Genomic DNA, 25,764 nt, shown 5'->3' on the forward strand with positions numbered 1-25,764 from the left:
GGCAATATTACGCACCTGACCGGTTAGGTTGGATGCCATCGAGTTTACACTATCTGTTAAGTCTTTCCAGGTTCCAGCAACACCTTGCACATCTGCCTGCCCGCCTAGTTTACCTTCTGTTCCCACCTCTCTTGCTACCCGGGTTACCTCGGAAGCGAATGAGTTCAACTGAACCACCATCGTGTTGATAGTCACTTTCAGCTCCAGGATCTCTCCCTTTACGTCTACCGTGATCTTCTTAGATAAGTCACCTCGAGCTACTGCTGTCGTAACTTCGGCAATATTACGCACCTGACCGGTTAGGTTGGATGCCATCGAGTTTACACTATCTGTTAAGTCTTTCCAGGTTCCCGCAACTCCTCGCACATATGCCTGTCCACCCAGTTTACCTTCTGTACCAACCTCTCTTGCAACCCGGGTTACCTCAGAAGCAAAAGAGTTCAACTGGTCCACCATCGTGTTGATAGTGTCTTTTAATTCGAGGATCTCTCCCTTAACATCCACTGTGATTTTCTTGGATAAGTCACCTGTTGCCACTGCTGTCGTAACTTCGGCAATATTACGCACCTGACCGGTTAGGTTGGATGCCATCGAGTTCACACTATCTGTTAAGTCTTTCCAAGTTCCGGCAACCCCTTGCACGTCTGCTTGTCCACCCAGTTTACCTTCGGTTCCCACCTCTCTTGCTACCCGGGTTACCTCAGAAGCAAATGAGTTCAACTGGTCCACCATCGTGTTGATGGTATCTTTTAATTCGAGGATCTCTCCCTTAACATCTACTGTGATCTTCTTAGATAAGTCACCTCGTGCTACTGCTGTCGTAACTTCGGCAATATTACGCACCTGACCGGTTAGGTTCGATGCCATCGAATTCACACTATCAGTTAAGTCTTTCCAAGTTCCCGCAACCCCTTGCACGTCCGCCTGTCCACCTAACTCTCCTTCGGTTCCCACCTCTCTTGCTACCCGGGTTACCTCCGAAGCAAACGAGTTCAACTGGTCCACCATCGTGTTGATGGTTTCTTTGAGTTCGAGGATCTCTCCCTTAACATCTACTGTGATCTTCTTAGATAAGTCACCTCGTGCTACTGCTGTCGTAACTTCGGCAATATTACGCACCTGACCGGTTAGGTTCGATGCCATCGAGTTCACACTATCCGTTAAGTCCTTCCAAGTTCCCGCAACCCCTCGCACATCTGCCTGTCCACCTAGTTTACCTTCTGTTCCCACTTCTTTTGCTACCCGGGTTACCTCCGAAGCAAAAGAGTTCAACTGGTCCACCATCGTGTTGATTGTGTTTTTGAGTTCGAGAATCTCTCCCTTAACATCCACTGTGATTTTCTTGGATAAGTCACCTGTTGCCACAGCTTTTGTGACTTCTGCGATATCGCGCACCTGGCCAGTCAAGTTAGACGCCATTGAGTTCACACTATCCGTTAAGTCCTTCCAAGTTCCTGCAACTCCTCGCACATCTGCCTGTCCACCTAGTTTACCTTCTGTTCCCACTTCTTTTGCTACCCGGGTTACCTCGGAAGCAAAAGAGTTCAACTGGTCCACCATGATGTTTACAATCTTAGCAGTTCTAAAAAATTCTCCTTTAAGAGGTCTTCCGTCTATTTCCAAGGACATGTTTTGAGAAAGGTCACCGCCTGCGACCGCACCGATCACCCTCATTACTTCCGTATTCGGCTGCACCAAATTTCCGATCAGAGAATTGATGGAATTCATACAAGTTCCCCAAGAACCTGTAGAAGAAATACCGCTCACCCTTTGGGAAATTTTACCCTCTTGTCCTACCTCGTTACTTATCCTTTCAAACTCTTTGACCATTCGATCGTTCTGGTCCATGATATCGTTCAATAAGTCTGAAATTTTACCCGCAATCCCCACTTGATCTAGAGGCATTCGTTTAGAAAAGTCCCCACGTTTAAACGCAGTGAGAACTTCCAATAATTGTTTCGGGTTTATAGAATCTTTTTCTTGTTTGGGATCTAATGTCGGGGCATTCTTCATGGTAGGACCTAAACCTATAATAAAAGGTTAATGTGCACAAAGGAGAATGATGACGTAAAAAGCAGGGAATAACAACAATAATTATTTCATAAATACATCGTAAGGATTAAGTTAAACGAAGAATTTTTCTGTCACAAGAAATGTGACAGAGGTCTATAAATATTAGAAAAACGAGTTATATCCAATCCTGGAAATTTATTCCAGAAGTTTATGATCGTAAGCGTAACGAACTAGCTCTTGTGTGGATTTCAAACTCATCTTCTCGAAGATCCTAGCTCTGTATGTGTTTACCGTATTCACGCTTAAACCTAGATCTTCTGAAATGGATCGAACGTTCTTACCTTTTACGAGAAGCATAAGTATCTGAAATTCTCTTTCGGAAAGAGTTTCATGAGGAAGTCTGTCAGAAGGTTTAGAAAGTTCTCTTACCAACATCTCCGTAGCTTCTGGACTGATATATCTGGCACCATCTATCACTTTACGAACCGCGGAGATCAGTTCATCTCCTGCGCTTGCCTTAGTAATATAACCGGAGGCACCCGCCTTCAAAGCTCGGACTGCAAATCTATCTTCCGGATACATGCTTAGGATCAGTACCCTAGTATCCGGAGAGAGTTTATGAACATATTTTAATATATCCAAACCACTCATCATTGGCATATTGATGTCTAAGATCAACACTTGCACGGATTGACTTGCAAGATAATCCAAAACCTGTTGGCCATTTTCCGCCTCATATACGATCTCTATATCTTCCTCTTCCGATAAGATCTTTCTTAAACCTTCTCGGATCAATAAATGATCATCAGCGATCAATGTGGAAATCATAGGAACTCCTCCTTATTTCGATTTGAAACTGGTATTTTTACGATAACGCTAGTGCCTTTCTCGGATCCACCTGAGATAGAAACTTCGCCGCCCAAGACAACCGCCCTTTCTCGCATTCCAATAAGCCCGAGAGACTTAGATTGGTTCATCTTTTTAGGATCTATTCCAATCCCGTTGTCCTGGATTTTTAAGATTAGAAATTGACCTTCTTCCAAACAGGTAATTTGAATAGAACTCGCCTTAGAATGCCTGGCTGCGTTAGTCAGTGCTTCCTGGAAAATTCGGAATAATGCAATGGACGCATCTTTTTCCAAAGAAAGAATTCCTACTGGGATCCGGATTTCGCAGCGAATTCCTGTCCTTTTTTCGAAATCTTTAGCGTACCATTCTATCCCCTCCAATAGCCCCAAATCCTCTAAAATTAAAGGCCTGAGCTCTGTGGCGATTCTTTGCACCGATTCGATTCCCGAGTCAGCCACCTTGATCATGGACAGAAGTTCGGACACCACGGAATCAGAACTTTTCGATTTTTGAAAATTATTTTTTAATAATGTAAGATCGATTTTAAGAACTGTTAATAATTGTCCTAGTTCGTCGTGAATTTCCCTAGCGATCAAGAGCCTTTCTTCTTCCCTCACCTCTTGTAGTCTGGCAGACAAAGCTCTTAATTGTTCTCCCGAGGTTTTTAAGTGATTTTCGGAATCCCTTCTTTCAAAAACTCTTCCTATCTGAGAACTGATATGGGAAACCGCTTCGAAAAAAGAAGGATCGGTGGATTTATTTCCGGAGTAAAATTCTAAAACGCCGACTAAATTTTCTTTTACTAAAATAGGAATTCCAATTGCAGCTTCGATCCCAGACTTAAGAGAAAGTGTTTTCATTTCTCCTTTTAGATAAGAAGGAAAGTTTTCGAGTAGTATTGGTTTTCTGCCGCTTCTTACTCTTTCGGAAAGAATAGATTCTTCCTTTTTAGATCTGGTCCTTAATAAATTTCTAAATTCTTTTAGGGACTTCTCTTCTCTGGAAAAGGAGATGGAAGAATATTCCGGTCTTTCTGAATCCTCTAACACTAAACATACAAGACCAAGTTTCCAATCCGCGATCGCGCAGATTCGATCTACCGAAAATTGCAGCACCGATTCCACATCATTTGCTTCATTTGCGGCAGTAGCTACCTGTTGTAAAAGATTTAGAACCGAGATCTTTTTTAAGAGTTCGTCTTTTGTGTTTTGATCTTCTGGATTAGATATATCGACAGGATCTTCTTTGGAAAATCCTTCGAATTCATGAGGGAGAGGTTCGGAGAAGGAACCGTAACTCGGCTCTTGGTCGATATTCGAAAAGCCTTGCACCCCGCGATTATCCGATTAAAATTTTTATCTTTCAATCTGTTTTTTCACCTAACAATGAAGAAAAGGAAAATAGTAATGAATTAGATCGAAAGAGGTAGTGATATAAAATAAGAGAGAATATTCCTATTTTTTAAAGAATAAATGGATATAAGAAGGTTTTACCTGTTTCCCCGAAAACTCTATACCTAAATCTTCCTTTCTCTCCCTGAGCTTCTGATACAGGGTTCCTCCGTTATATAACGCTTCTACTTCTAAAACGATCCCGTTATTCGGATCCCCACCGGAGGTTTCGCTTACTCGATTCACTCCTTGTATAGTCCGTATAATCCCTTGTACATCTTTATCCAAGTAATCATCGTAACCTAGTCCGTCTATTTTGATCCGGATCAGGTTTCCAGGTTTCCATTTATTAGAGATCTGTTCTTTAATTTTAGGATAAGCTTTTTCCACCGATCTTTTGATAGACTCTTGGATGCCGGTGTTCGGATTGATATGAGGGGAAACTCCGGAAGAATTATCCGCGGCGATGATCCTTGCAGTATTTACATCAAAAATTTTGAATCTAAGAACGGATTGGTAAGAATGAAGTCCTGTATCTTCTATTCTTCCTAGATCAGTGACCTCTGTTTGACCCACGAGTAAAATCTGAGCCTCGGATTCGCTAGCCAAAGATAATATTTTGTCTTCAAAAGAATGTTCAGAAAAAGCCGCCGAATCCTTCTTCCCTTCTTTAAAAAGAACACGGTAGAATTGTTTTTTATCTAAAAAGTCAAAATCCGAGAAAATCCTTACGATCTCATTCTCAGTGATCCCGATCTTCTCCTTTATATTTTGTTTTCCTAATATTCTTTCTTCTATGAATACTAAAAACTTGGGCTTTCCTATATCCTTATATCTTTCTTTCAAAGCGTCCTGAATCGCCTTTTGGTTCACTTTACCTTTGGCATCGATTTCCAAGAGCCCGGTCGCTAATTTACGAGTTGGACCAATTTTAGAATATTCTAATACAAAGCCTTCTACGGAGGAATTTATGATACTATCCTTCAATTTGCCGCTGATGACTTGGGTTGATCCTTGGATTAATTCTCCCAGGCCATTCTCCAAAATTTTTCGTTTTGCATTTAATTCTAATTCTTCTTCATTTTTGCCCTGAATGTTTTGTACATATACAAACTCGTCCCTGGAGTCTTTTACGGAAGAAAGGCAGGAAATTAAAAATGCAAAGGATAGAAAAAAGAAAAAGGGATTAATAGGAAGGAATTTGAATTTCATAGGATCGAAAGGATCTTTTCGACTTATTGGACCTCGTTTTCCGGCTTTCCGTTTCCAAAAGAACCTAAAGGAAAGCTTGGAAAATTTTTATTTTAGCCCAGTTTGGTTTCGATCTGAATCGGATGAGTTAGGGTTTTATGAACAGGGCAAGCGTTCGCAACCTGTAGAAGTCTCTCTCTTTCCTGTTCGCTCAAATTACCTTCCAGTTTTACGATCCTTTGGATCTCTGTATGATCCGTCCACTTAGTGAGATTTAGTTCCACGATCACTTGCTTCAGATCCATTTTTTTTCTTTGGGCATACATTCTGACTGTAATGTCAGTGCAAGCCCCCAAGGAAAGAAGAAGGAATTCATGAGGAGAAGGTCCCAGGTCCCCTCCACCATCTTCTTTGGATTCGTCCGCGATTAACTCGTGGTTTTTACTACGAAGGATTGTTTTGTAATTTTCTGGAGTGCTGAGTACCGTAACTTCTAGATCGCTCATAAGATAAGAAGAATGAGAAATCCACTTTTAAATGCAATCTTAAATCGGACTTTGGAATTTCAAGGAAGAAGAGTCAGCCTTCTTCCCTGAAAAATAGATCCATTAAGCCTCGGTAGGAAGTACCACTTCCGATTCACCTTTAACTGGGGCTGGGTGTTTAGAAGAAACGTATTCGTTCACCTTATACATGATCGCAACAGTGATCAAAATGGCCACAATCACAACATAACCCAGATTGGGATAACCTTGGATATAGCCGCTTGGGGTTTGGACCACGATTAATCCAGCCGCGTAAGAAGCAATCCCACCGGATAATTGCTGCAGAGAAGAACTGATCGCCATATAAGCCCCTCTATCTCTAAGCTCAGGCATCGCAGAATTTAATGCTTGAGCCGAAATCACTCTACCTGTAATCACCACGAATAACGCAGAGTTGATCAATATTACAAACCAAAGGGGAGTAATCCCCATTGCAGTGTAGTAGAAAAGTATCCCGCAAGCGATTAAAGAAGAAATAAGGAACACGGGATATTTTCCGAATTTGTCCGCTGCTCTTCCTATCAAAGGACCTGCAGCCATACTTACAACTCCGGTCACAAAATACACTAAAGGAAGATCTTCTAAAGTAATTCCTAAATTATGAACACTGAATGCAGAACCGAAAGGCATAAGCATATATCCTCCGGTTGCAAGAAGCATGGTCGCCAAAAATCCGGGAAGATAATTCGAATTTCCAGCGGTTGTAACCAAATGTTTGATCGCCTTATTCTCCGTTTTTTCGCTCAGGTGAGAAACGATAGGTTGCAATTTAAAAGTGGCCGCAATTCCTACTAGACCACTAATAATAGCGATCATCCAAAAGGGCGACTGCCATCCCCAAAGATTGGAGAAAAACACCCCGATCGGAAGACCAAAAACTTGGCTAGCAGCAAATGCTGTCATCACGAGTCCCATCACTCGTCCTCTGGCTTCCATAGGAAATAGATCTGCAATGATAGCAAAGCTGATAGAAGCGATTACACCACCGAAAATTCCGGTGACTATCCTTGCAAATAGTAGAAATTCGTAATTTGGTGCGATTCCACACAGAACCGTCCCAAAAACGAAACCACTATAAAAGAATAGTAGCATCTTTTTACGATCGAATCTGTCCGCAAAACCAGCGGCTAAAATCCCGGAAATCCCAGCGCTGAAAGCATAAGCGGAAACTACCAGACCGAATTTGGTTGTGGAAATTTTCAGCTGATCCATGACCTGAACTCCTAACGGAGATAAGATCATAAAATCAAGCACCACTGTGAATTGGATAAATGCCAATAAGGCGACTACAAAGATTTGGTATTTACTAAACGTAAATTTCATATTTATTCCTTAAACTAGGACCTCAGAACGGATCGTGGGAAATTCATTCTAGCTTGTTTCAAAACGTTTCCCCACCAATACAATTCATTTAATAATTTCTCAGCCGAAGAAGCGTAACGAAATTCCTCCGTGGGTCTTCCGTTATGGAACCTGGCATGAGCCCAATGAAAACTAACACAGTCTCGAATGGTGGTCATCCTTAATTCCGCAAATACGTTGCGAAGTTGCTCCACCGCTCTTAAACCGCCGGAACTTCCTCCATAGGAAACAAATCCAAGAGGCTTCGCATTCCATTCTTCATGAAGTGAGTCAATTGCCAACTTTAAATAAGCAGGATATCCATGGTTATACTCCGGTGTAATTACTACGAAAGCATCCGCTTCCGCAATTCTATCCGAGAATATGGGAAGATCCGAGTCCATATCCTTTGACATGTCCCAAGGTAGGGAAAATTCGGAAAGATCGATTAAATCCGTTTCAAATCTGTAATCTTGTTTTGAGATCTCTTCGAACCATTTTGCAACTGTTTCTCCGAATCTACCTTTTCTGGTACTAGCTAATATAATTCCTAATCTCAGACTTGCGCCGGTACTGATCTTTTCTAATAACATTATAGAACGCCCTTCTTCATTTCAGTGAGCATATTCTACAAGTTAAAGTGAACTTGAAGTAAAGAGTCTGGAGTGGTTTTTTTGCAATTTTTCGGGAAAAAAAATCTAAAATGTTTGTGCTCAAATCCCAGTTTAGATAGAATCTAAACTTAAAGCTTACTTAAAGTTTAGATTCGAGGGAATACTATGGATAAGGATGAATTTTTAAGTATAGGACAGGTCTCCAAAAGAAGCGGAGTAGCCTCCTCTGCATTACGTTTTTATGAAGAAAGAGGACTGATCCGCTCCGTAAGAGCAGGTTCGGGTCATAGGCAATATCCCAGACATGTTTTAAGAAGGATCGCATTCGTTGTATTCGCCCAAAGAGTGGGACTCTCCCTGGACGAGATTGCCGCTGAAATAGCAAAACTTCCCGAAGATCATACTCCTAACGGGCAAGACTGGTCCAAACTTTCCAAAACATGGAGTTTACGTATTGAGGAGAAGATAGCGGAACTTCACAGATTAAAAAACGGACTCTCCGTTTGTATAGGTTGCGGCTGCCTTTCTCTTCTCACTTGTAAATTAGCCAACCCACAAGACAAACTAGGAAGATATGGAAGCGGACCTTTACGTTGGATGGGCAAACCTAAAAAACAAACTTAAACTTCTTGGATCTGAGGAAGTGTAAAGAAGAAGGTTGCCCCCTCGCCTACTTCGCCTTCAGCCCAAACTTTTCCTCCATGTCTAAAAATGATCCTTTGAACGATCGCAAGTCCGATCCCTACACCTTCAAAATCTCTATTATCATGCAATCTTTGAAATACTCCGAAAAGTCTGTCCTGGTATTTCATATTAAAACCCGCTCCGTTATCTTTTACGAAGTACGTATTCTCTCCTTCCGATCCTTTGCATCCTATCTCAATAATGGGCTCTTCTTTTTTAGAAGAATACTTGATCGCATTGGATACCAGATTTACAAAAACTTGAGTTAATAATTCAGAATCTCCCATAGCCGGTAATAATTCGCCAACATGGATCCTATGATTTCCATTTCGAGCATCTGCTTGCAATTCGTATAATGTATGCTGCACAAGATCGGAAACATTTACTATGGTTTTGGTAATTTCCTTCTTACCCATTCTGGAAAGTAGAAGTAGACTATCTATCAGTTTGTCCATCTTCATTGTACTTCCAACGATCACTCCTAGGATTCTTTTCGCCTCATCGTCCAGATCTTTTGTGTAATCTTCCTGCAAAATTTTAGCAAAACCTTCGATTGCGCGTAACGGACCTCTCAAGTCATGAGAAACCGAATAACAGAATGCATCCAATTCCTTATTTGCATTTTCCAATTCTTCGTTTTTCTTTTGAAGATCCTCATTTAGTACATGAAGAGATATCTCCTGCATATGTTTATCTACGAAAAATTTTACCTTGTTTCGGAGTATCTGCGGCTCAAAAGGTTTTGTGATAAAGCTAAATGCTCCTTTTTCGTACCCTTTAAATACGTTCAGATTATCAGTGTATACAGCAGAGATAAAAATAAAAGGTAACCTTGCGGTCTTCTCCTCTTCTCTTAAGATACTTGCGAGTTCGTACCCATCCATTTCAGGCATTTGGATATCCAATAATGCCAAAGCAAAATCATGGTGCAAGGTGGCTTTTAATGCTTCATTACCGCTCAATGCACGGATCAGATCCACATTTAGATCCTTTAACACTGTTTCCAAGGCCACCAGGTTTTCCGGTCGATCGTCTACGATTAATATTTTAGGCTTGGTATTCATAGTTTCACCTACTCAACCATACTCTCATCAAAGAAAGTAACCTTTCCACGTCTACAGGTTTGGAAATATAATCGTTTGCACCTGCATCTATACATTTTTGTCTATCGTCTTTCATTGCCTTGGCAGTGAGAGCGATGATTGGAAGACGATCGTATCTTTTTTCCGATCTTATCCTTCTCATGGTCTCATATCCGTCCATCTCTGGCATCATGATATCCATTAGAACTATATCCATTTCCTGTTGAGAATCCAAGGAACTTAAGGCGGTCTTTCCATTATCCGCCTTAAAAACTTCCATTCCTCTATCTTTTAGAATTTTAGATAATGCGAATACATTTCGCATATCATCATCTACTAGGAGGACTTTCTTTTTCTGGAAAATAGCTTCCTTATCATATAGATTATTTATGATCTTTTGTTTTCCTTCCGGAAGTTTGCTAATGGTCCTATGAAGGAAAAGTGCGGTCTCATCCAATAATCTTTCTTCCGATTTTACACCTTTGATGATGATACTCTCCGCATATTTTTGGAGTTCTGCGTTCTCTTCCCTGGTCAGCTCTTTACCCGTATAGATGATAATAGGGGGCATTGCCTGGCCTTTCGTTTTTTCCAACTCGTAGATGAGTTCGAATCCGCTCATATCGGGAAGTCCTATATCCAAAACGATACAATCGAAATAATTTTCTTGGTAAGCCTTGATCGCGTCTTTACCATTGCTTGCCTCAAAACATTTTACGTCCCCATTCCCGATCAGCTTTCTCATAGCAATCCTGGAATTATCGTCGTCCTCGATGATAAGTAAATTTTTCATCTTTCGATTGATGAAGTTCTCTATCCTGTTAAATGCCTCTTCCAATTCTCTTTTATTTACAGGTTTCACCAAATATTCCACAGCACCTTCTTTAATAGGATCGATGGAATACTCGTTACCCGAGATTACATGGACTGGGATATGCCTCACTTTTGGATTGGATTTAAGTTCATTCAATACGGTATGACCGTTTATCCCTGGAAGATTCAAATCTAAAATAATGGCATTAGGCAGATGTTTTTCCGCAAGTATCAGCCCATCTTCCCCCGTAGATGCCGATAAACATTTAAAGTCCTTATCATGCGCCTGTTTGATCAGAACCGAAGCAAATTTCAGATCATCTTCGATAATCAAAACTACTTTATCATTTTCTGAAATGATTTCCCTGTCGTCTTCCGCGCTCGGTGAATCTATAAATCGAGCTTCTTTGGGAACGGAAGATGGTCTTTGTTCAGTCAAAGGAACTTCTCCTTCGGAGTGAACAGTTCCATTTTCCTTTTTTATCTCTACTGGAATCGAAAGGGAAAAAGTAGACCCCTGATTGATCTTACTTTCTAAGCCTATATAACCTCCTAAAATTTTAGCCAACTCTCTCGATATAGATAAACCTAAGCCTGTTCCTCCATATTTACGAGAAGTACTTCCATCCGCCTGCTGAAACGCTTCAAATATGGACATCTGTTTTTCTTCCGGGATACCTATTCCAGTGTCAGAGACGGATATTATAATTTTCTGATATCCATCCGGCCGGACTTCCAAGGCGATTTTTCCTTTTTCGGTAAACTTTAATGCATTCGACAGTAAATTTTTGAGAATCTGATTCAAACGTAGAGAATCCGTAGAAATATACTCTGGGCAATCCTCGGATACAAAACCGATTAGACTCAATTGTTTTTTATCCGCCTGATGTTTGAAATCTTTGAGTAAGGAATCCACGAATTTGCGGACGGAGACCTTTTCCAAATTAACCTGCATTTTCCCGGATTCAATTTTAGAAAGATCTAATACTTCATTGATAAGGACTAATAAATCCTGACCACTTTTATAAATAATATTCGCACTTTCCACCTGATCGGAACTCAGGTTCTTTTTATTGTTTTCCGAAAGATCCTTGGACAGAATCAAAAGACTATTCAATGGAGTCCGAAGTTCGTGAGACATATTGGCCAAAAATTCGGATTTGTATTTGCTGCTGATCTCCAATTGTTTACTTTTTTGTTCTATATCTAATCTTGCATTCTCTACTTCTTTATTTTTAATTTCCAAAGCCTGGGTCTGTTCTTCCAACTCTTCGTTTGTGATCCTAAGTTCTTCTTGTTGCTGTTTTAAGATCTGGGTCTGTTCCTCCAGTTCCTCGTTCATTTGTTTTAGTTCTTCCTGCTGGGATTGCAGTTCTTCGCTCTGCACCTGTGTCTCTTCCAATAATGTTTGGATCTTTTTCCTGGAAATTGCAGAGTTAAGACTGATCCCCACATTCTCCATACAGGATCTTAAGAACTCCAACTCGGTCCCGGTAAACTTAGAAAGTTTTCCGATCTCGATCACTCCGAGTGTTTGGCCTTCGAATAGAAATGGAATCAGGAACAGATCGGTGGGTTTAGTATTTAAAAAGGAGGATTGGATCTTAATATGATCCTCATGTACATCGGTAACCAACATTTCTTTTTGTTGGGAAGCGACTTGTCCTACCAGACCTTCCTTTAAGGAAAAATAATCCGCCAGTTTTCCTCCGGTAAACGCATATTCGCCGGTCAATTTCAGCGACTTGTCTTTTTCATCGGAAAGATAAATGGCCCCTATTTGAGCTCTCAAATATTCTCCAAAGAAGTTCACTATACTTTGGGCAAGGCCCTCAATTGTCTGGTCCCCTCTTAACCCTTCGTTCAATCGATTCTGGCCTTGGGTCAACCAAATATGTTTTTCATTTTCGGATGTAGTGGAACGAAGGGATTGAGTCATCTTTAGTAACGAGAGCCCAAGGGAATCCTTTTCGGATTTCGGCCGAAAAACCACATTATAATCACCGGATGCTACGGTATTTGCATTATGCGCTACTTCTTTGAAACTTTCGTTAATATTCACCAAAGAATCGAAAATCAGCCTTAATTCGTCTTCATTAGAATCTTCCAATATTTGGTCAGAAAATTCTCTGCTTGCGATTTTTTCCGCCTCGTTTGCGATAAAGTAGATCCTATCTGTTATACTCCTTACAATCCAGAAAGACACAGCAATCACGATCACTACACACGAAATGACTAAAAATACCAAAAAGGAGAAGGTATATTCGAAATCCCCAATATTCTTCTTTTTCTCAAACTCCATTAGTTTTTCGTTCCGCTCCACAATCCTGGCGAATTGTTTCATAGCAGTATCTCTTACTATCAATGCGGGCCCTGCAGATATCGCAAATGCCTGATCATTAACATTCTTTAACGCAAGAGTTACAATCTCATCCTGGTATTTTCGCAATTGTTTCCAGGAAGTTTTGAATTCTTCCAACAAAACCTTTCCCTCTGCATCGGAGAGCTCGTTTAATTGTAACATTTTGTCGTCCACGGTATCAGCGGCTTTCAGAAAACGATCCCTAAAATAAAGCATCTGTTCCGTACGTCTTTCGATGATGACATTTTTTTCGTGACGAGTAGAATCCAATAAAGCGATCATGATCTCGTTGGATAGATTCACTCTTTTGGCAGAGCCATCCACAATCCTTTGCAATCTCATATTCGATTCAGAAAGTTTATCTATCACAAATATGGATGTACCTACGAATATAGAAAGCAGCAGAGAAAAGCCTATAAATAGTTTGGTTCGGATCGTCATCTTTTTCAAATCCACTTCAATCACTCTCACCTAATGTTTTTAAAAAATTCGCCATCTCTTCTAAAGGAAGAATATGATCCACAGAAGAAGTAGAGATTGCATATGCAGGCATAGAAGGAGATTCTGCGGTTTCAGGGTCTTGTACGATAGTCAGTCCACCTTCTTCCTTTATTTTTCTAAGTCCGAGGGCTCCGTCCGAATTGGAGCCTGTTAAAATAATTCCGATCAACTCGTCTCTATAGGCCTCCGCTGCAGATTCAAAAAGTACATCAATCGACGGCCTTGCAAAATTTACTTTTGCCTCTGTGCTTAAAGAGAATGTTTTGTCTTTTTCCATCAATAGATGGTAATTCGCAGGAGCCATATAAATATTCCCTCGTTCTATTTTTTCTTTTTCGTCTGCTTCTTTTACATTCAACCCGCAGGTCCTGTTCATACTTTCGATCCAATATCCGTCCGAACGAGGGCTCACGTGTTGTACAACCACAATTGGAAGGGGATAATTTTCAGGCAAAGAAGGTAATATCTTCATAAGAGCGTTCAGGCCGCCCGAAGAAACCCCTATCACAATCGCCCCGTATCCCATCTACATCAATTTATAAATACTTAATATTTCTTCTTAAATACTTTCTGCCTTGAATCCAAATCTTGGTATGCATCTTTCAATTCGCTAAAATACATCCCTTCCTTAGAGCCCAAACAAAGAACACCTCCCTTAATTAAACTTTCGTAAAACATCTTATGCACCTTGTTCTGAAGTTCTCTTTTGAAATAGATAAGTACATTCCTGCACAATATCATATGAACCTCCGCAAATACGCTATCCGTCACGAGATTATGATTCGCCCAGACTATATTCTTTTTTAGATTTTGGTTCATGATGGCCATATTCTCATCGGCGATATAATAATCCGAAAAAGCGGACCTTCCCCCCGCAGCTTGGTAATTTGTAGTATATTCCTTTATTAAATTATTCGAAAATATACCTTGTTTTGCATCGTCGAGGGCCCGTTGGTTGAAATCGGTTGCGTAAATGGTTGTTCTTTCCATAAGGCCTTCTTCCGTTAGAAGAATTGCCATAGAGTAGGCCTCTTCTCCTGTGGAACATCCTGCATGCCAGACCTTTATGAATGGATATGTTTTTAAGATTGGAATGATCTTTTCACGAACCGATCTATAAAAACCAGGATCTCGGAACATTTCCGTAACCGTGATAGACAGATCATGTAATAGATCGTTTGCAAAACTTTTGTTATGTAGAAGTTGAAACTGCATTTCCGAAACCGTATTACATCCGGATAATACCATCCGATTCGTGATCCTACGCTTTATATGAGCGTCCGAATATTGCCTAAAATCGTACCCGTATTTCTGATAGATGGCCTCTAATAATAAATCGATCTCTATCTCGGTACTATCCTTAGCTGCCATAGTTTAACTTTTTCTAAAACTTCCCTGGGCCAAACCGAGGGGATATTCTACGGTTTTTAGGAAACTTAAATCAACTATTTATTTCAAATTCAGGTCAAAATAGTCCGAATTATGCGATTTTATGTAAAAAAGGATTCTGTTACGAAATCAGAGCGGAGAAATCACTTTAGGATCTCTAAAAAAAGAATATGAACTGGATCAATAGATTCCGTCTGAGTCGTAAAAAAACGAGGCTCCGGGCATGATATACACTTCTGTCAAGGTTTGTTTGGAATGATGACTCATTTGTCCCAAATCTACATTCGGGAAACGTAATAGATAATCGTTTGTAGAAACCGTTCCAGTGGTATTACCCACATACATAGAATAACTTCTCGTAATATCTTGACGGATCATTCCAATATCGAGGCTAAACCTACAATATCTGAACGAGGACTCGAACATAAATATAGTCCCCTTATCTGCAACTTTCCCTCCATAAGCAGGAGCGGAAATACTATAAGTCCCAGGTCCTCCTGAAACTGACTCTTGTAAGATCTGACTTCCGATCGCGGAAAAATCACCTTTCCGATCCAAATATTCTAAACGAGAACGGATCTCCCACCATTCTGTAATTTTGAATTTCAGATAAATCCCCGGAAGAATTCCTTTCATGGAAAAATTGGACTCTACGTTTCCTCCGACCGACCAGGTTGCCTTATCCGGAACTGGAGCACCTGGGCGAGAAGTAGAATATGATCCGTAAGAACCGGTGTCCTGCTCCGCATATCTATGAAAATTTACGGAGGGTCCGATCCTAAACCTAGAAGTAAAAGGATGAATATAAGAAAATCTTAAATGATCATTAACACCATTGAATCGAAGTAGTCGGTTACCTTCAAATGCTGAAGCCCAATATAGATCCGTTCTAGGAGTGATAAAATTTGTGGAGGCAGGCTCCTCTTTACCATATTTTCCTAATGTGGAATTTCTCGCGGACTGAATCTCGAATCGATTTTTCCATCCATAACTGATATCCCAGGCCTGAGTTTGAACTCCCAATGATTTTGCCTCTTTATAAGGAAAAGAAGTCGGAGAATCAGGATCCATTATGTTTCGGAATATTGAATCCTTGGACCAGGCAGGTCCAGTTTCATTCAATATTGCGGGAGAAAGATTTCCGATTCCCGCGCCTACACGAATCATCAATCTATGTTCGAAAACCTTACTAAATTTATCATTAGGATCGTTAAACCAAGAAGAAATTTCTTTAACACCCTCCTCTGGTTTAACAGTAGATGGTTGTTCCGGCTTTTCCAGTTCCTGTGCAAAATTCGGACTTATAAAGGATAAAAATAAAGAGAAGCTTAATAAAATTTTAAAATTCGAAATCATAAAGAATCTCATTCGAATTCCCTTAATATACGATCCGAACCGTTCCGACGTATATTTCGGTTCTTCGATTCTTTTTTTCGGAGAAGAAAGTATCAACGATCTTACGCAGATCCGCGTATCCATCCACTTCCTTAAATCTCTCCTCTATAATTTCATGGGATTGTTTGAGCTCTTGTTTTACTGCTTGGGATCTTTCCTTACTCAATTTTAGATTTGAAGTGAAGGAACCAGGAGTATCCGTATGCCCTCCGATCCTAACATTCGTTTCAGGATAAGCAACTAAGGCGTCGGCAATCTTAGAGATAAGTTCCTTTGCTTTCGGAGTTAATGTGGATCTACCGGAAGGAAATGCAACGTCCCCATCTATAATGATCAAAAGTTCTTTTAATTTTTTATCTTCTTCTATTCGTTTGAGTTCGACTCCCGGAGCCTTCAGGCCTTCGTCAGATTGTTCGAATGTAGTTCCTGAAAACTCAAACGCCTTTTTTAAACCTCGATACATGATCTCCAAGTAATTTGGGGTTCCCAGATCATCTAAAGCCCCTTCACTTAATGTACCTAAAGCTTCTTCCTTGGAGTTTGCAGGGATCTCATCTTCCGGAACACATCCGCAAAATTTTTGGAAAGATTTAGACTCAACGATGGCATATCTTGTCCGAGCGCAATCCATGAATAAAAAAGATACGGTTAAAAAGAGTAAAAAAGAAATACGAGAATTAATAATCACCACTCGAATACGATTTGAAGAAGAAAGTTATGACCCTTGTGCTGGATAGAACTCACACAAGATACTACTTTTTTATAATATTCACGAAGTCTTATGTAAGTTTTAAGATTTTATTAAAAACAAAATCTTTACTTGGCACTTAAGGAATGGTCTAAAACTTTTTTACGAAATTTCTGAAAAAGATTAGAGTTAATTTCTATTTGAGAATGCCTAGCCTTAATCGCAGAAACCAAACTGGACTGAGGTCGATGAAACGAATCCGCAAAAGGCATCCAATTTCCATCTTTATTCTTATGGTTTTACTTCTACTTGAGTGTAAGGGTTCGACGAATTCTTTGGATTATATACTCTTCGGTGCGAGTGAAAAATATTCCCAAAGTGGAAACGGAGTAACAGTCTCTTCTCCCGATTATTCTTATGCGGTCCCCGAAAATCCAACCAATGGAACCTTAGATATAGAAATTCGACTGAACAAAATCCCTACTGCGGATGTGACTCTTCCTCTTAGCTTAAGTCATACGGATCGAGCAATAATTTCTGTCCCTACAGTAACGTTTACTGCAAGTAATTGGGACTCTCCCCAGACTATTACGATTACAGGCATCGACAATCTGGCTGTTGAGGGAAATAAAGACATTTCTCTTTATGTGGGCAAGGCGACCAGTGAAGACAAATCCTATAATGGTCTCTATACTCCTTCGATCGGGATCACAGTAATTGATGATGATTCATATAATATCGTAGTCTCTCCGAAAAAAAATTTGATCACTACGGAAAAAGGAAACACAGCCAGTTTTACCGTAGTTCTAAGCAAAGCGCCTTCTTCCAATGTTGTGATTCCGACTGTCCAAAGTTCGGATTTGACAGAAGGGACCGTGTCCCCTGCTTCTTTAACATTTACAAGTGGGAATTTTAATACTCCTCAGGTAGTAACGATCACTGGGGTGGATGATGTTCTCACAGATGGAAATATCCAATACAAGATCAATTTCGGAAATTCGACCAGCTCGGATACAAATTATAATAATCTAATATTATCTTCCGTTTCAGTTACAAATATAGATTATGAAGAACCTGCCATAATAGTAACGCCTACTACTTTGAATATCAACGAAGCAGGGGCCGCCAAAACATTCACTGTCACATTAACCGTGGAACCTCCTGGAAATGTAACTATCCCAGTCTCCAGCTCGAATCCATCTAGAGCCACCGTAGATACTTCTCTACTTACGTTTACACCTGCAAATTACAATAATCCCCAAATCGTTACAGTAACTCCTGTAAATAACGAGATCGCTGATGGGAACGTCATCGTGAATATAGTTTTAGGAATCGCAACTGATTACGGAAATGAAAACCCTCCCGATGTAAAAATAAATATTACTGACGACGATACTCCAGGGATCGCGGTTTCCACCTTAAACACAAATACAAACGAAGCCGGACAAAACGCATTCTTCACTGTAGTTCTCACAAGTGAACCTACATCTAATGTTACCGTTTCCTTTAATGAAAAGAAAGATTCGGTAAATTTAAGCAACCAAGAAGGCACGATCGACCAGACTCAGGTTGTATTCACTCCTTCCAACTGGAATTCACCTCAATCAGTGGTCGTAACCGGAGTGGACGACGATGTGATGGATGGGAATGTGCAATACCAGATCAGAGTGAATAAGGCAACCAGCTCCGATTCAAAATATAATAACAGAACTCCTAGCCCGAATTTTGTTACCGTAAACAATTTGGATGATGACACTGCAGGTTTTGTGATCGTTGCAAATGGAAATACTACTCTTACTAGTAATTCCTCCGTTTCTATTAACGGATTTGCTACGGACGATTCTGCAAAATTGGATCCTCAAACCTATTCCAAGTTTACGATCCGATTGAGATCCCAACCTCTTTCTAATGTTACTTTAAATCTTTCGAGTGGAAGTACAACTAACGATGGAATTTTAAATACCTCCAGCTTAGTCTTCACTCCTTCTAAAGGAGTAGCCGGTGGATGGGACCAGGATAGAGAAGTTACTGTAACCGGAAATACGAACGGTGCTAACGAAGGAAATCACGATTATACAGTTTCCACTTCTAACACAACAACTGATGATAAATATGGAAGCACCACATTCGTTAAAAATCCTTCTTTCGTATATTATAGCTGTGACAATGATGTTGATAATCTCATTTCTTCTTGTAGAAGATCAGGAGGATTTTCCACAAGTGAAGGAGGAGGAACTGCTACCGTATATCTGATTACGCAATCTTCTCCGAGCTCTGCGGTAACTGTTCCTGCTTCCAGCGATGATACTACGGAGGGAAATGTGACCGCTTCTGCTACGATTACTTCCGGGAACTGGAACACAATGATCTCTTCCGGAACTAATAAGATCATAGCATCAGGCGTCGATGATGCTCTTGTAGATGGGAATGTTTTGTATAATATAATTTACGGGACGGCAACGGGTGGATTGACGTATACCTCACCTTCTACTCCTATCCGGAATATTGACGATGAGCAAGTATTAACATTTTCGAATATAAGTGGAGATACTAGCGAAGATGGTACAAGTGCAACATTCAAGGTAAAATTGGGATTATCATCCCCTCCGACCGGAGATGTTACATTTACTCTTTCCTGTAAATCAGGAAGTACGGAATGTGCGAGTGTGAGTCCTACGAGCTTAACATTCACTTCTTCAGATTATAATATAAACAAGACGATCACGATCACCGGTAAAAACGATAATAGAGTGGATGGCACTCAGAGCAGTTGTGTGTCTTTTAGTCTCCTCACAAGTAGTGATGCAACTTTTGATCAATACCAGCCTCCTGACTATTGCGGAGTCCAAAACTTGGATAATGATAAGTTGATCTGGATTACCTCACTTACCAAAAGTGGAAACCTGAACTCCGGAATGACTGTTGCCGACGATAGTTGTAACGATGGTGCGGATCCTAACAAACCTACAGATATGGGAAGTGCTACTTATAAGGCCTTGATCGTGGACGGTTCCACCAGGGTTGCCACTACGACTGGAACAAACGCCAGCGGACAAACAAACTGGGTCTTGGACGCAAGCACGGATTATTATCTTAAGAATGGTGGTTTACCTTATTCTAATAAAGTATTTACTACGAATTCTTTTAAACTTTTCAGTTTCGGAAGTTTGACTACCGCGTTCAGTGGAAGCGGATCTGATTCTTTCTGGACCGGTTTGAATTCGAATTGGACTACTGCAAGCAACCATTGTAATATGTGGACAGACGATATCACTTCCGGGATTACCGGGCAGTACGGAATCGGAAACGTATTAGGGTCAGGGTCAGTCAGTTCCGGAAACGATAGCTGTTCCGTTTCCAAAAAGTTTATCTGCGTCCAACAATAGTAAGAAGGTTTCTGTTTCCTAAGATACCAATGCTTTCGGGCACTCTTAAAAATGATAATTTCTTTTAGACAGGACCGTCTAATGGATGAAACATGGAGAGAGTGCCAAATCCCAAGCCTGTAAAACTTACTGAAAAGGAATTTACTAAAATTTCCAGGGCACTTGCTGAGCCTAGGAGATTTCAGCTTTTGCAATGTATCGGCTCTAACAAAGAACCTACTGCCTGTAGTACTCTTAATAAATCCCAAGAAATAAGCCCGGCTACACTTTCTCATCACATTAAAGAACTGGAAAATGCAGGGCTGATCGAAACCTCCAAAGACGGTAAATTTGTGAATATCATCCTGAGAAGGGATGTATTCAAGGCATACTTAGATAAACTTTCCCAGATCTAGGCTAAAACCGACCGCCGCTCATTTTATTTATTAGTTCGATAATTATCGAAATATCTAAATATTTTCGAAATAAATAATTCGATACTTGTCTAACTATAAAATTATTTAGATCTGAATATTCAGGAGTAATCTTATGAGTCAGTTAAAAGGTAAAGTCGCAGTGGTAACAGGAGCTTCCAAAGGAATTGGAGCAAGTATCGCTAAAACATTAGGTTCTGCAGGTGCTTCCGTAGTGGTAAACTATTCTTCTAGCAAAGAAGGCGCAGATAAAGTTGTGGCAGAGATTGAGAAAAGCGGAGGAAAGGCAATCGCAGTCCAAGGTGATATGTCCAAGTCCTCGGATGTAAAACGTCTTTTTTCAGAAACGAAAAAGGCTTTTGGTTCCGTGAATATCCTAGTGAATAACGCAGGTGTATTCGAGTTTGCTCCTTTGGAAGCGGTAACAGAAGATGAGTTTCATAGACAAATGAACACGAATGTTTTGGGTCCTATCCTTGCTACTCAGGAATCTTTGAATTATTTCGCTCCGGAAGGCGGATCAGTCATCAATATCAGTTCCATTGTGAGCGATATCCCTGTTCCGAATTCAGTTGTGTATGCTTCTACTAAGGGTGCATTAGACACCGTTTCCCAAGTATTGGCTTTGGAACTTAGTTCGAAAAAAATAAGGGTGAATACGATCGCTCCAGGTGGTGTGGAAACGGAAGGAGCTCATAGGCTTGGAATGATTGGTAGTGAAATGGAAAAAGCAATCGTTTCCAAAACTCCTTTGGGAAGATTAGGACAGCCTGAAGATATCGCTAAGGTCGCATTATTCCTAGCTTCCGAAGATTCCTATTGGCTTACCGGAGAAAGGATCAACGCGTCTGGAGGTTATAGATAAAATTTTTCCTTTTCCTCAGGGCATGATTAGTTTGTGATTTAAACCATAAAATTCGAGTAGATCACTTATGTTGGAGTTCCTAATCATGCCCTATGAACTATTTGCGGGAACCAATCCAATTAAAAAACGGCAGAGCCGAATGTATTAAAATACAAACTAATGATCAGAATTCTTTGACTAGGGAGAATATGATTGAGCTGGAAAATATTCTGGCTGAGATCGACAAGGACGATAATATCCGCGCTGTCCTCCTAAACTCCGACAATCCTAAATTTTTTTCCAACGGCATCGATGCGGAGAATATCCTAAACACTCCTAGAGAAAAGCTTACTGCCGAGATGGGCCAAATCGTGATCCTATTCGGTAAACTTTTGAGTTTTGGAAAACCTCTTCTTGCAGAAGTGACTGGTTATGCGATGGGAGGAGGCGCCGTTATGACTCTTGCTTGCGATTTTAAATTTATGTTGGAAGGCAAAGCGAGGATCGCATTTACAGAAGTCCTTGTTGGACTTCCACTTCCGATCAGCTTTATCGATAAGTTAAAGATCACTGTTAAATCGGAATATCTGAACGAAGTTTGTCTTTTAGGAACAGCTTATAAAGCAGGAGAAGCAAAGGAAATTTCTTTGATCAATGAAACTGCGGAAAATAAGGAAGACTTACGTAAACTTGTTCTGAAAAAATTGGACGAGGTAATGGCAATCGCACCAAGCGCTTATAGAAGGACCAAAGCTGCGATCAATAAAGAGATCAATGATAAATTCGAAACCCAATTGGAATTTACTAAGAGTAGTTTCGAAGATCCTAAAGTAGTGGCAAATCTATTGGAAGCGATGAGCGCTTTGAAGGAAAAGAGAAGGCCGAAACTTACCTAAATATTCGTTTTTCTTAAATTTGGATCCTATAAGTTTCTAAATTCCCGAAGGTCCAAACTCCTAAAAATCTAGGATATAGGTCCTTCGGAATATTTGCATCCACTAGATTACTTCCGAATTCGCTTCCTGCGGCACCAGAAATAATCGTATTTGCAGAACTTGCAACCGCTGCGGGGTACCCGGATCCGAAACTATGAAAAATATAAACTCGTCCAGATAACGCAACCCCATCCGGATAAACGTATGCTGCAGCCACTAAGTCTCCCAGCCCGTCTCCATTTATGTCGGAGATTATTGCTGCATTTCCGAAAGCCTGGTTAACAGATTCCCCCACAATTAGATTTACAGAACCAATTGGAATCTGATTACCATCACTTAAATTTATATAAACCCTTCCCTGGTTAGTGGAATAACCAGGAGCTCCTGTGGCAAAATCATCATATCCGTCTCCATTCACATCTCCCAGTGCAACAGCAAGTCCTAGGGAACTTGCAGAGACAGCATTGATTATAGTGTTTGCACTTGCAGCTAAAGAGACAGTGATCCCACTTGTAGTCCCGGTACTATTGAATACATAACTTCTTCCAAAAAAGCCATTGTATTGAGGAGCTCCTACGGCGAGATCTGCATACCCATCCCCATTTACATCTCCCGTATACATACGGATCCCAAAATTACTCGCAGTCTCTCCGGTTATAGTAGTGTTTGCTAATGTATAGGAATTTACAGTAACTCCCGCAGAACCGCTGCTATGGAAGATCCAAACTCCTCCTGTATTACCGCCACCCCCGAATGCATTTCCACCCACAATCAGATCTGAAAATCCGTCCCCGTTAATATCGCCTAAGCCTATCCCACAGGCAAAATTACTCGCTCCCGGACCTGAAATAGTAGTTCCTGCAGTCGAAGAAATACCTCCGGATCCAGTGCTATAATAAATAAATGCAAGGGGAATATGATACACGCCATTGGCGAGATCATCGTATCCATCTCCATTAACATCTCCTAATGCAATGGCATACCCAAATTCGTTTGAACCTGTATAAGTTAGGATACGGTTTGCACTTGCAGCAGTGTTCGTGGTAATACCAGAAGTGCTTCCGTGGAATATATAAGTAATCCCTTGTTGTCCTGAATAATCGGAAGCTCCTATCGCAAGATCTCCAAAACCATCTCCATTTACATCTCCCATTGCGGAAGCGTATCCCATTCTTCCTTGTCCTGTAATAGAATGGTCTGCCGCACTCATGGTGGTCGCAGTAATTCCGGAAGGTCCTCCGTTAAAAATATATGCCACTCCCAGTCCGGAAGCATCTCCAGGAGCCATGACGGCTATATCAGCGTAACCATCTCCGTTCAGATCTCGGTTATAACCCTTCCTTACATTCAGGCTCAGCACAGTAGAAATATTTGTGCTGGAGTCCACACTTCTGATATCGATCGAATGAAAAGATCCGTGTCTCCAAGTAGAAGAACCTGAAGGCAAAGCAAAACTCCAACTAGTTGTTCCTGTCGCAGTAGTATAAGTTCCTCCATCGATACTAATCTGCACGGAGGAAACCAAAATATCATCGGAAGAAGTTCCTTTTAAAAATCCTGTCTCTACAGTCGGCCTTCCCGAAGTGGGAAGATTTGTGATCGTTACTGTTGGAGGTGTTACATCAGTGGGAGGTGGAGTCGTGCTTGCGTCTAGACAGGTATCTCCTGTAACTAAGCAGGCGATCTGGGCTTCGAATATTGCTTCGAAGGCAAGATTCATAGATTTGAACGCGCAAGATTCTAAAAAGAAAAGAAGAAGGACCGCCGTCCCGTAAGGAATTCCTTTTTTCAGAAATTTTTGCATGCAAATATATTTACATTCGATAGCAGACGCTGTTACAATCCAATTATAAAAAATTGAAAAACAAATTGGAATTTTTAAAAAAAAATATCCCTCCCTCATTCGAGGGATATTTTGATAATTTCTAATTTTCATTTCTGTAAGCTTTGAAAAACTGGTTTTAGGTTTCTCCGAATGCCTCGTTTCCATCTCTTCATCCTGGCCCTGGTCGCATTCTTTTTGACCGCGCCGAACGATTACGAAGAAACCGCCTATAATAATTATCTACTCTATAAACGTAATCATTCTTCTAGTTTCAAACTACCTTCTCAAAAAACCAAACCCAGATTTTCTTCCAATCATTTTGCACAATTCGATCAAAATGAGGACTTTCATCAAAAAGATAAGACCAAAAAGGATCCTTCTTCTTTAAACGGTTTAAAAAGATCCTTTTTAACCTTTTTTACCTTATTTTCCAAAACGGAACTCCATTCTTTTCAGTTAAATACTTATTTATTCGCAAGGCCCCCTCCTGCTCTTTCCTAAAATCCGATTCTTCGTTTAGTACGAAGAATATTATAAATCCTAGATATTCTTTTTTAAGGATATCCATACGTTTTCGGATCAAAGGAATTTTATTTGGGCCCAAAATTTTTCCCTTCTTTTAAAAGGGTATTCATATATTCTAAACTATTCTTACTTCCTTCCGGGTTTTTATTCTCCCAGCAGGATCTATTCAACGTGCCGGACATGAAAATTACCGGGAAGGACAGGAATTTCTTTCAGGAACAGATCATATTCTATTCCGATAGGACCCAGTTCGATACTACCTATATGTATGGACTCGGTGATAACCAGGAGATCGGATTGTATGCTGGGAATTATTTTTTAGAAACATATTCTTCCCAAACCGGAAATTACCCAACTATAAATACTTTGGTTCCGGAAGCTTATGTTTCCCCTAATTTACTCCTGATCTATCAGAAAAAGATAGAAGCCACAGAGTCTATTGCTTTCAGCTTCGGAACAAAATCTGGTGCGAGTTTTGGCCAGACTGTTTCGGATTCTAATTTTGCCACTTTCAATTTTGGAATGAGTTCTTATGAGCTCAAAAGTTTGGGAGTCAAATTTTATTTAGGAGCTTACATGGGAAATAACGCTTTTTTTGGAAGATATAAACAGAAGTTACTTCCTAGTCCGGAGCCTGGGGTTCAGTTAAACGGATTTATGTATGGGCTAAATGTGGAGCTTATTCCGAATCGTCTGGATTTTTTATGTGATAGTATCTCTGGAGTAAATTCCTTAGGAGTTTCTGTTTGCGGTTTTTCTCATACTATAAGCGAAAAATATTCAATCTCCTTCGGATATCAGATCCCGAACTATAGAGGAAGTAATTTCAATCCCCATGCTTTTCTAGTCGAATTAAACGGATATTTTTAGGATCAAAACCGAGGCAATTTCACCCTTCATACTCCCGTTCCGGAATCAGTAGCGTTCATTCCAAAATCGCTTCCAAACCGGCTTTTCCCCTCAAATTTAACTGAACGA

Annotated in this window: 21 protein-coding genes; 7 read left to right on the forward strand and 14 right to left on the reverse strand. The window is 40.4% G+C overall.

Going from position 1 to position 25,764, the window contains the following annotated elements:
- From CH365_RS17590 to CH365_RS17620, 7 genes are all read right to left on the reverse strand, one after another.
- Positions 1-2,013 (reverse strand): HAMP domain-containing protein (locus tag CH365_RS17590; RefSeq protein WP_165782626.1); only part of this gene is annotated, 2,013 nt, incomplete at its 3' end.
- A 195-nt stretch (positions 2,014-2,208) separates the two neighbouring features.
- Entirely contained in the window at positions 2,209-2,841 is a 633-nt protein-coding gene (locus CH365_RS17595; protein ID WP_100769854.1) for a response regulator, read from the reverse strand.
- On the reverse strand, positions 2,838-4,193 hold the full coding sequence (locus CH365_RS17600; protein WP_100769855.1) for a GAF domain-containing sensor histidine kinase: 1,356 nt from the start codon (positions 4,191-4,193) through the stop codon (positions 2,838-2,840). Before CH365_RS17600 ends, CH365_RS17595 begins: the two co-directional genes overlap by 4 nt.
- Before the next feature lie 123 nt (positions 4,194-4,316).
- A complete protein-coding gene (locus CH365_RS17605; RefSeq protein ID WP_100769856.1) occupies positions 4,317-5,465 on the reverse strand; it encodes a hypothetical protein in 1,149 nt (382 codons plus the stop codon).
- Positions 5,466-5,557: 92 nt separating this feature from the next.
- Entirely contained in the window at positions 5,558-5,950 is a 393-nt protein-coding gene (locus CH365_RS17610) for an OsmC family protein (protein ID WP_100769857.1), read from the reverse strand.
- Positions 5,951-6,052: 102 nt separating this feature from the next.
- The gene (locus CH365_RS17615; RefSeq protein WP_100769858.1) at positions 6,053-7,312 is read right to left on the reverse strand and encodes an MFS transporter; all 1,260 of its coding nucleotides are present in this window, start codon (positions 7,310-7,312) and stop codon (positions 6,053-6,055) included.
- 14 nt (positions 7,313-7,326) lie between these two features.
- On the reverse strand, positions 7,327-7,923 hold the full coding sequence (locus CH365_RS17620; RefSeq protein WP_100769859.1) for an NADPH-dependent FMN reductase: 597 nt from the start codon (positions 7,921-7,923) through the stop codon (positions 7,327-7,329).
- 186 nt (positions 7,924-8,109) lie between these two features.
- On the opposite strand from CH365_RS17620, the gene soxR reads away from it, so the two are divergent.
- Entirely contained in the window at positions 8,110-8,568 is a 459-nt protein-coding gene (gene soxR / locus CH365_RS17625; protein ID WP_100769860.1) for a redox-sensitive transcriptional activator SoxR, read from the forward strand.
- Here the strand turns inward: soxR and CH365_RS17630 are convergent.
- The 6 genes from CH365_RS17630 to CH365_RS17655 all read right to left on the reverse strand — a co-directional run bounded on the left by CH365_RS17630 (position 8,565) and on the right by CH365_RS17655 (position 16,801).
- Positions 8,565-9,692, reverse strand: coding sequence for a sensor histidine kinase (locus tag CH365_RS17630; protein ID WP_100769861.1), 1,128 nt, complete (start codon positions 9,690-9,692; stop codon positions 8,565-8,567). The two genes, soxR and CH365_RS17630, sit on opposite strands and share 4 nt — an antisense overlap.
- 4 nt (positions 9,693-9,696) lie before the next feature.
- On the reverse strand, positions 9,697-13,326 hold the full coding sequence (locus CH365_RS17635; protein WP_100769965.1) for a response regulator: 3,630 nt from the start codon (positions 13,324-13,326) through the stop codon (positions 9,697-9,699).
- Positions 13,327-13,342: 16 nt separating this feature from the next.
- Positions 13,343-13,912, reverse strand: coding sequence for a chemotaxis protein CheB (locus CH365_RS17640; RefSeq protein WP_100769862.1), 570 nt, complete (start codon positions 13,910-13,912; stop codon positions 13,343-13,345).
- 20 nt (positions 13,913-13,932) lie between these two features.
- A complete protein-coding gene (locus CH365_RS17645; RefSeq protein ID WP_100769863.1) occupies positions 13,933-14,757 on the reverse strand; it encodes a CheR family methyltransferase in 825 nt (274 codons plus the stop codon).
- A 198-nt stretch (positions 14,758-14,955) separates the two neighbouring features.
- Positions 14,956-16,143, reverse strand: a complete 1,188-nt coding sequence (locus CH365_RS17650) for a hypothetical protein (RefSeq protein ID WP_100769864.1) — start codon at positions 16,141-16,143, stop codon at positions 14,956-14,958.
- Positions 16,144-16,153: 10 nt separating this feature from the next.
- Positions 16,154-16,801, reverse strand: a complete 648-nt coding sequence (locus CH365_RS17655; protein ID WP_100769966.1) for an OmpA family protein — start codon at positions 16,799-16,801, stop codon at positions 16,154-16,156.
- Positions 16,802-17,106: 305 nt separating this feature from the next.
- Here CH365_RS17655 and CH365_RS17660 point away from each other — a divergent pair, with 305 nt between their 5' ends.
- The 4 genes from CH365_RS17660 (at position 17,107) to CH365_RS17675 (ending at position 22,397) form a co-directional block, all read left to right on the forward strand.
- Positions 17,107-20,244 (forward strand): DUF1554 domain-containing protein, encoded by a 3,138-nt coding sequence (locus CH365_RS17660; protein WP_165782627.1) that lies wholly within the window; start codon positions 17,107-17,109, stop codon positions 20,242-20,244.
- A gap of 92 nt (positions 20,245-20,336) precedes the next feature.
- Entirely contained in the window at positions 20,337-20,639 is a 303-nt protein-coding gene (locus tag CH365_RS17665) for an ArsR/SmtB family transcription factor (RefSeq protein WP_100769866.1), read from the forward strand.
- A gap of 133 nt (positions 20,640-20,772) precedes the next feature.
- Positions 20,773-21,522 (forward strand): SDR family NAD(P)-dependent oxidoreductase, encoded by a 750-nt coding sequence (locus tag CH365_RS17670; RefSeq protein WP_100769867.1) that lies wholly within the window; start codon positions 20,773-20,775, stop codon positions 21,520-21,522.
- A 92-nt stretch (positions 21,523-21,614) separates the two neighbouring features.
- Complete coding sequence (locus tag CH365_RS17675; RefSeq protein ID WP_100769868.1) at positions 21,615-22,397, forward strand: enoyl-CoA hydratase/isomerase family protein; 783 nt, start codon at positions 21,615-21,617, stop codon at positions 22,395-22,397.
- 13 nt (positions 22,398-22,410) lie between these two features.
- Here CH365_RS17675 and CH365_RS17680 read toward each other — a convergent pair whose 3' ends face one another.
- Positions 22,411-24,240 carry an FG-GAP-like repeat-containing protein gene (locus tag CH365_RS17680; protein WP_100769967.1) on the reverse strand — a complete coding sequence of 610 codons (1,830 nt, stop codon included), beginning with the start codon at positions 24,238-24,240 and terminating at the stop codon, positions 22,411-22,413.
- A gap of 171 nt (positions 24,241-24,411) precedes the next feature.
- On the opposite strand from CH365_RS17680, the gene CH365_RS17685 reads away from it, so the two are divergent.
- Both CH365_RS17685 and CH365_RS17690 read left to right on the forward strand, forming a co-directional pair.
- Complete coding sequence (locus tag CH365_RS17685) at positions 24,412-24,762, forward strand: hypothetical protein (RefSeq protein ID WP_100769869.1); 351 nt, start codon at positions 24,412-24,414, stop codon at positions 24,760-24,762.
- 93 nt (positions 24,763-24,855) lie between these two features.
- Positions 24,856-25,656: a hypothetical protein gene (locus tag CH365_RS17690; RefSeq protein WP_100769870.1), complete on the forward strand. Its 801-nt coding sequence runs from the start codon at positions 24,856-24,858 to the stop codon at positions 25,654-25,656.
- Positions 25,657-25,764 lie beyond the last annotated feature (108 nt).

Origin of the sequence: Leptospira neocaledonica, assembly GCF_002812205.1 — a bacterium.
GTDB lineage: Bacteria > Spirochaetota > Leptospiria > Leptospirales > Leptospiraceae > Leptospira_B > Leptospira_B neocaledonica.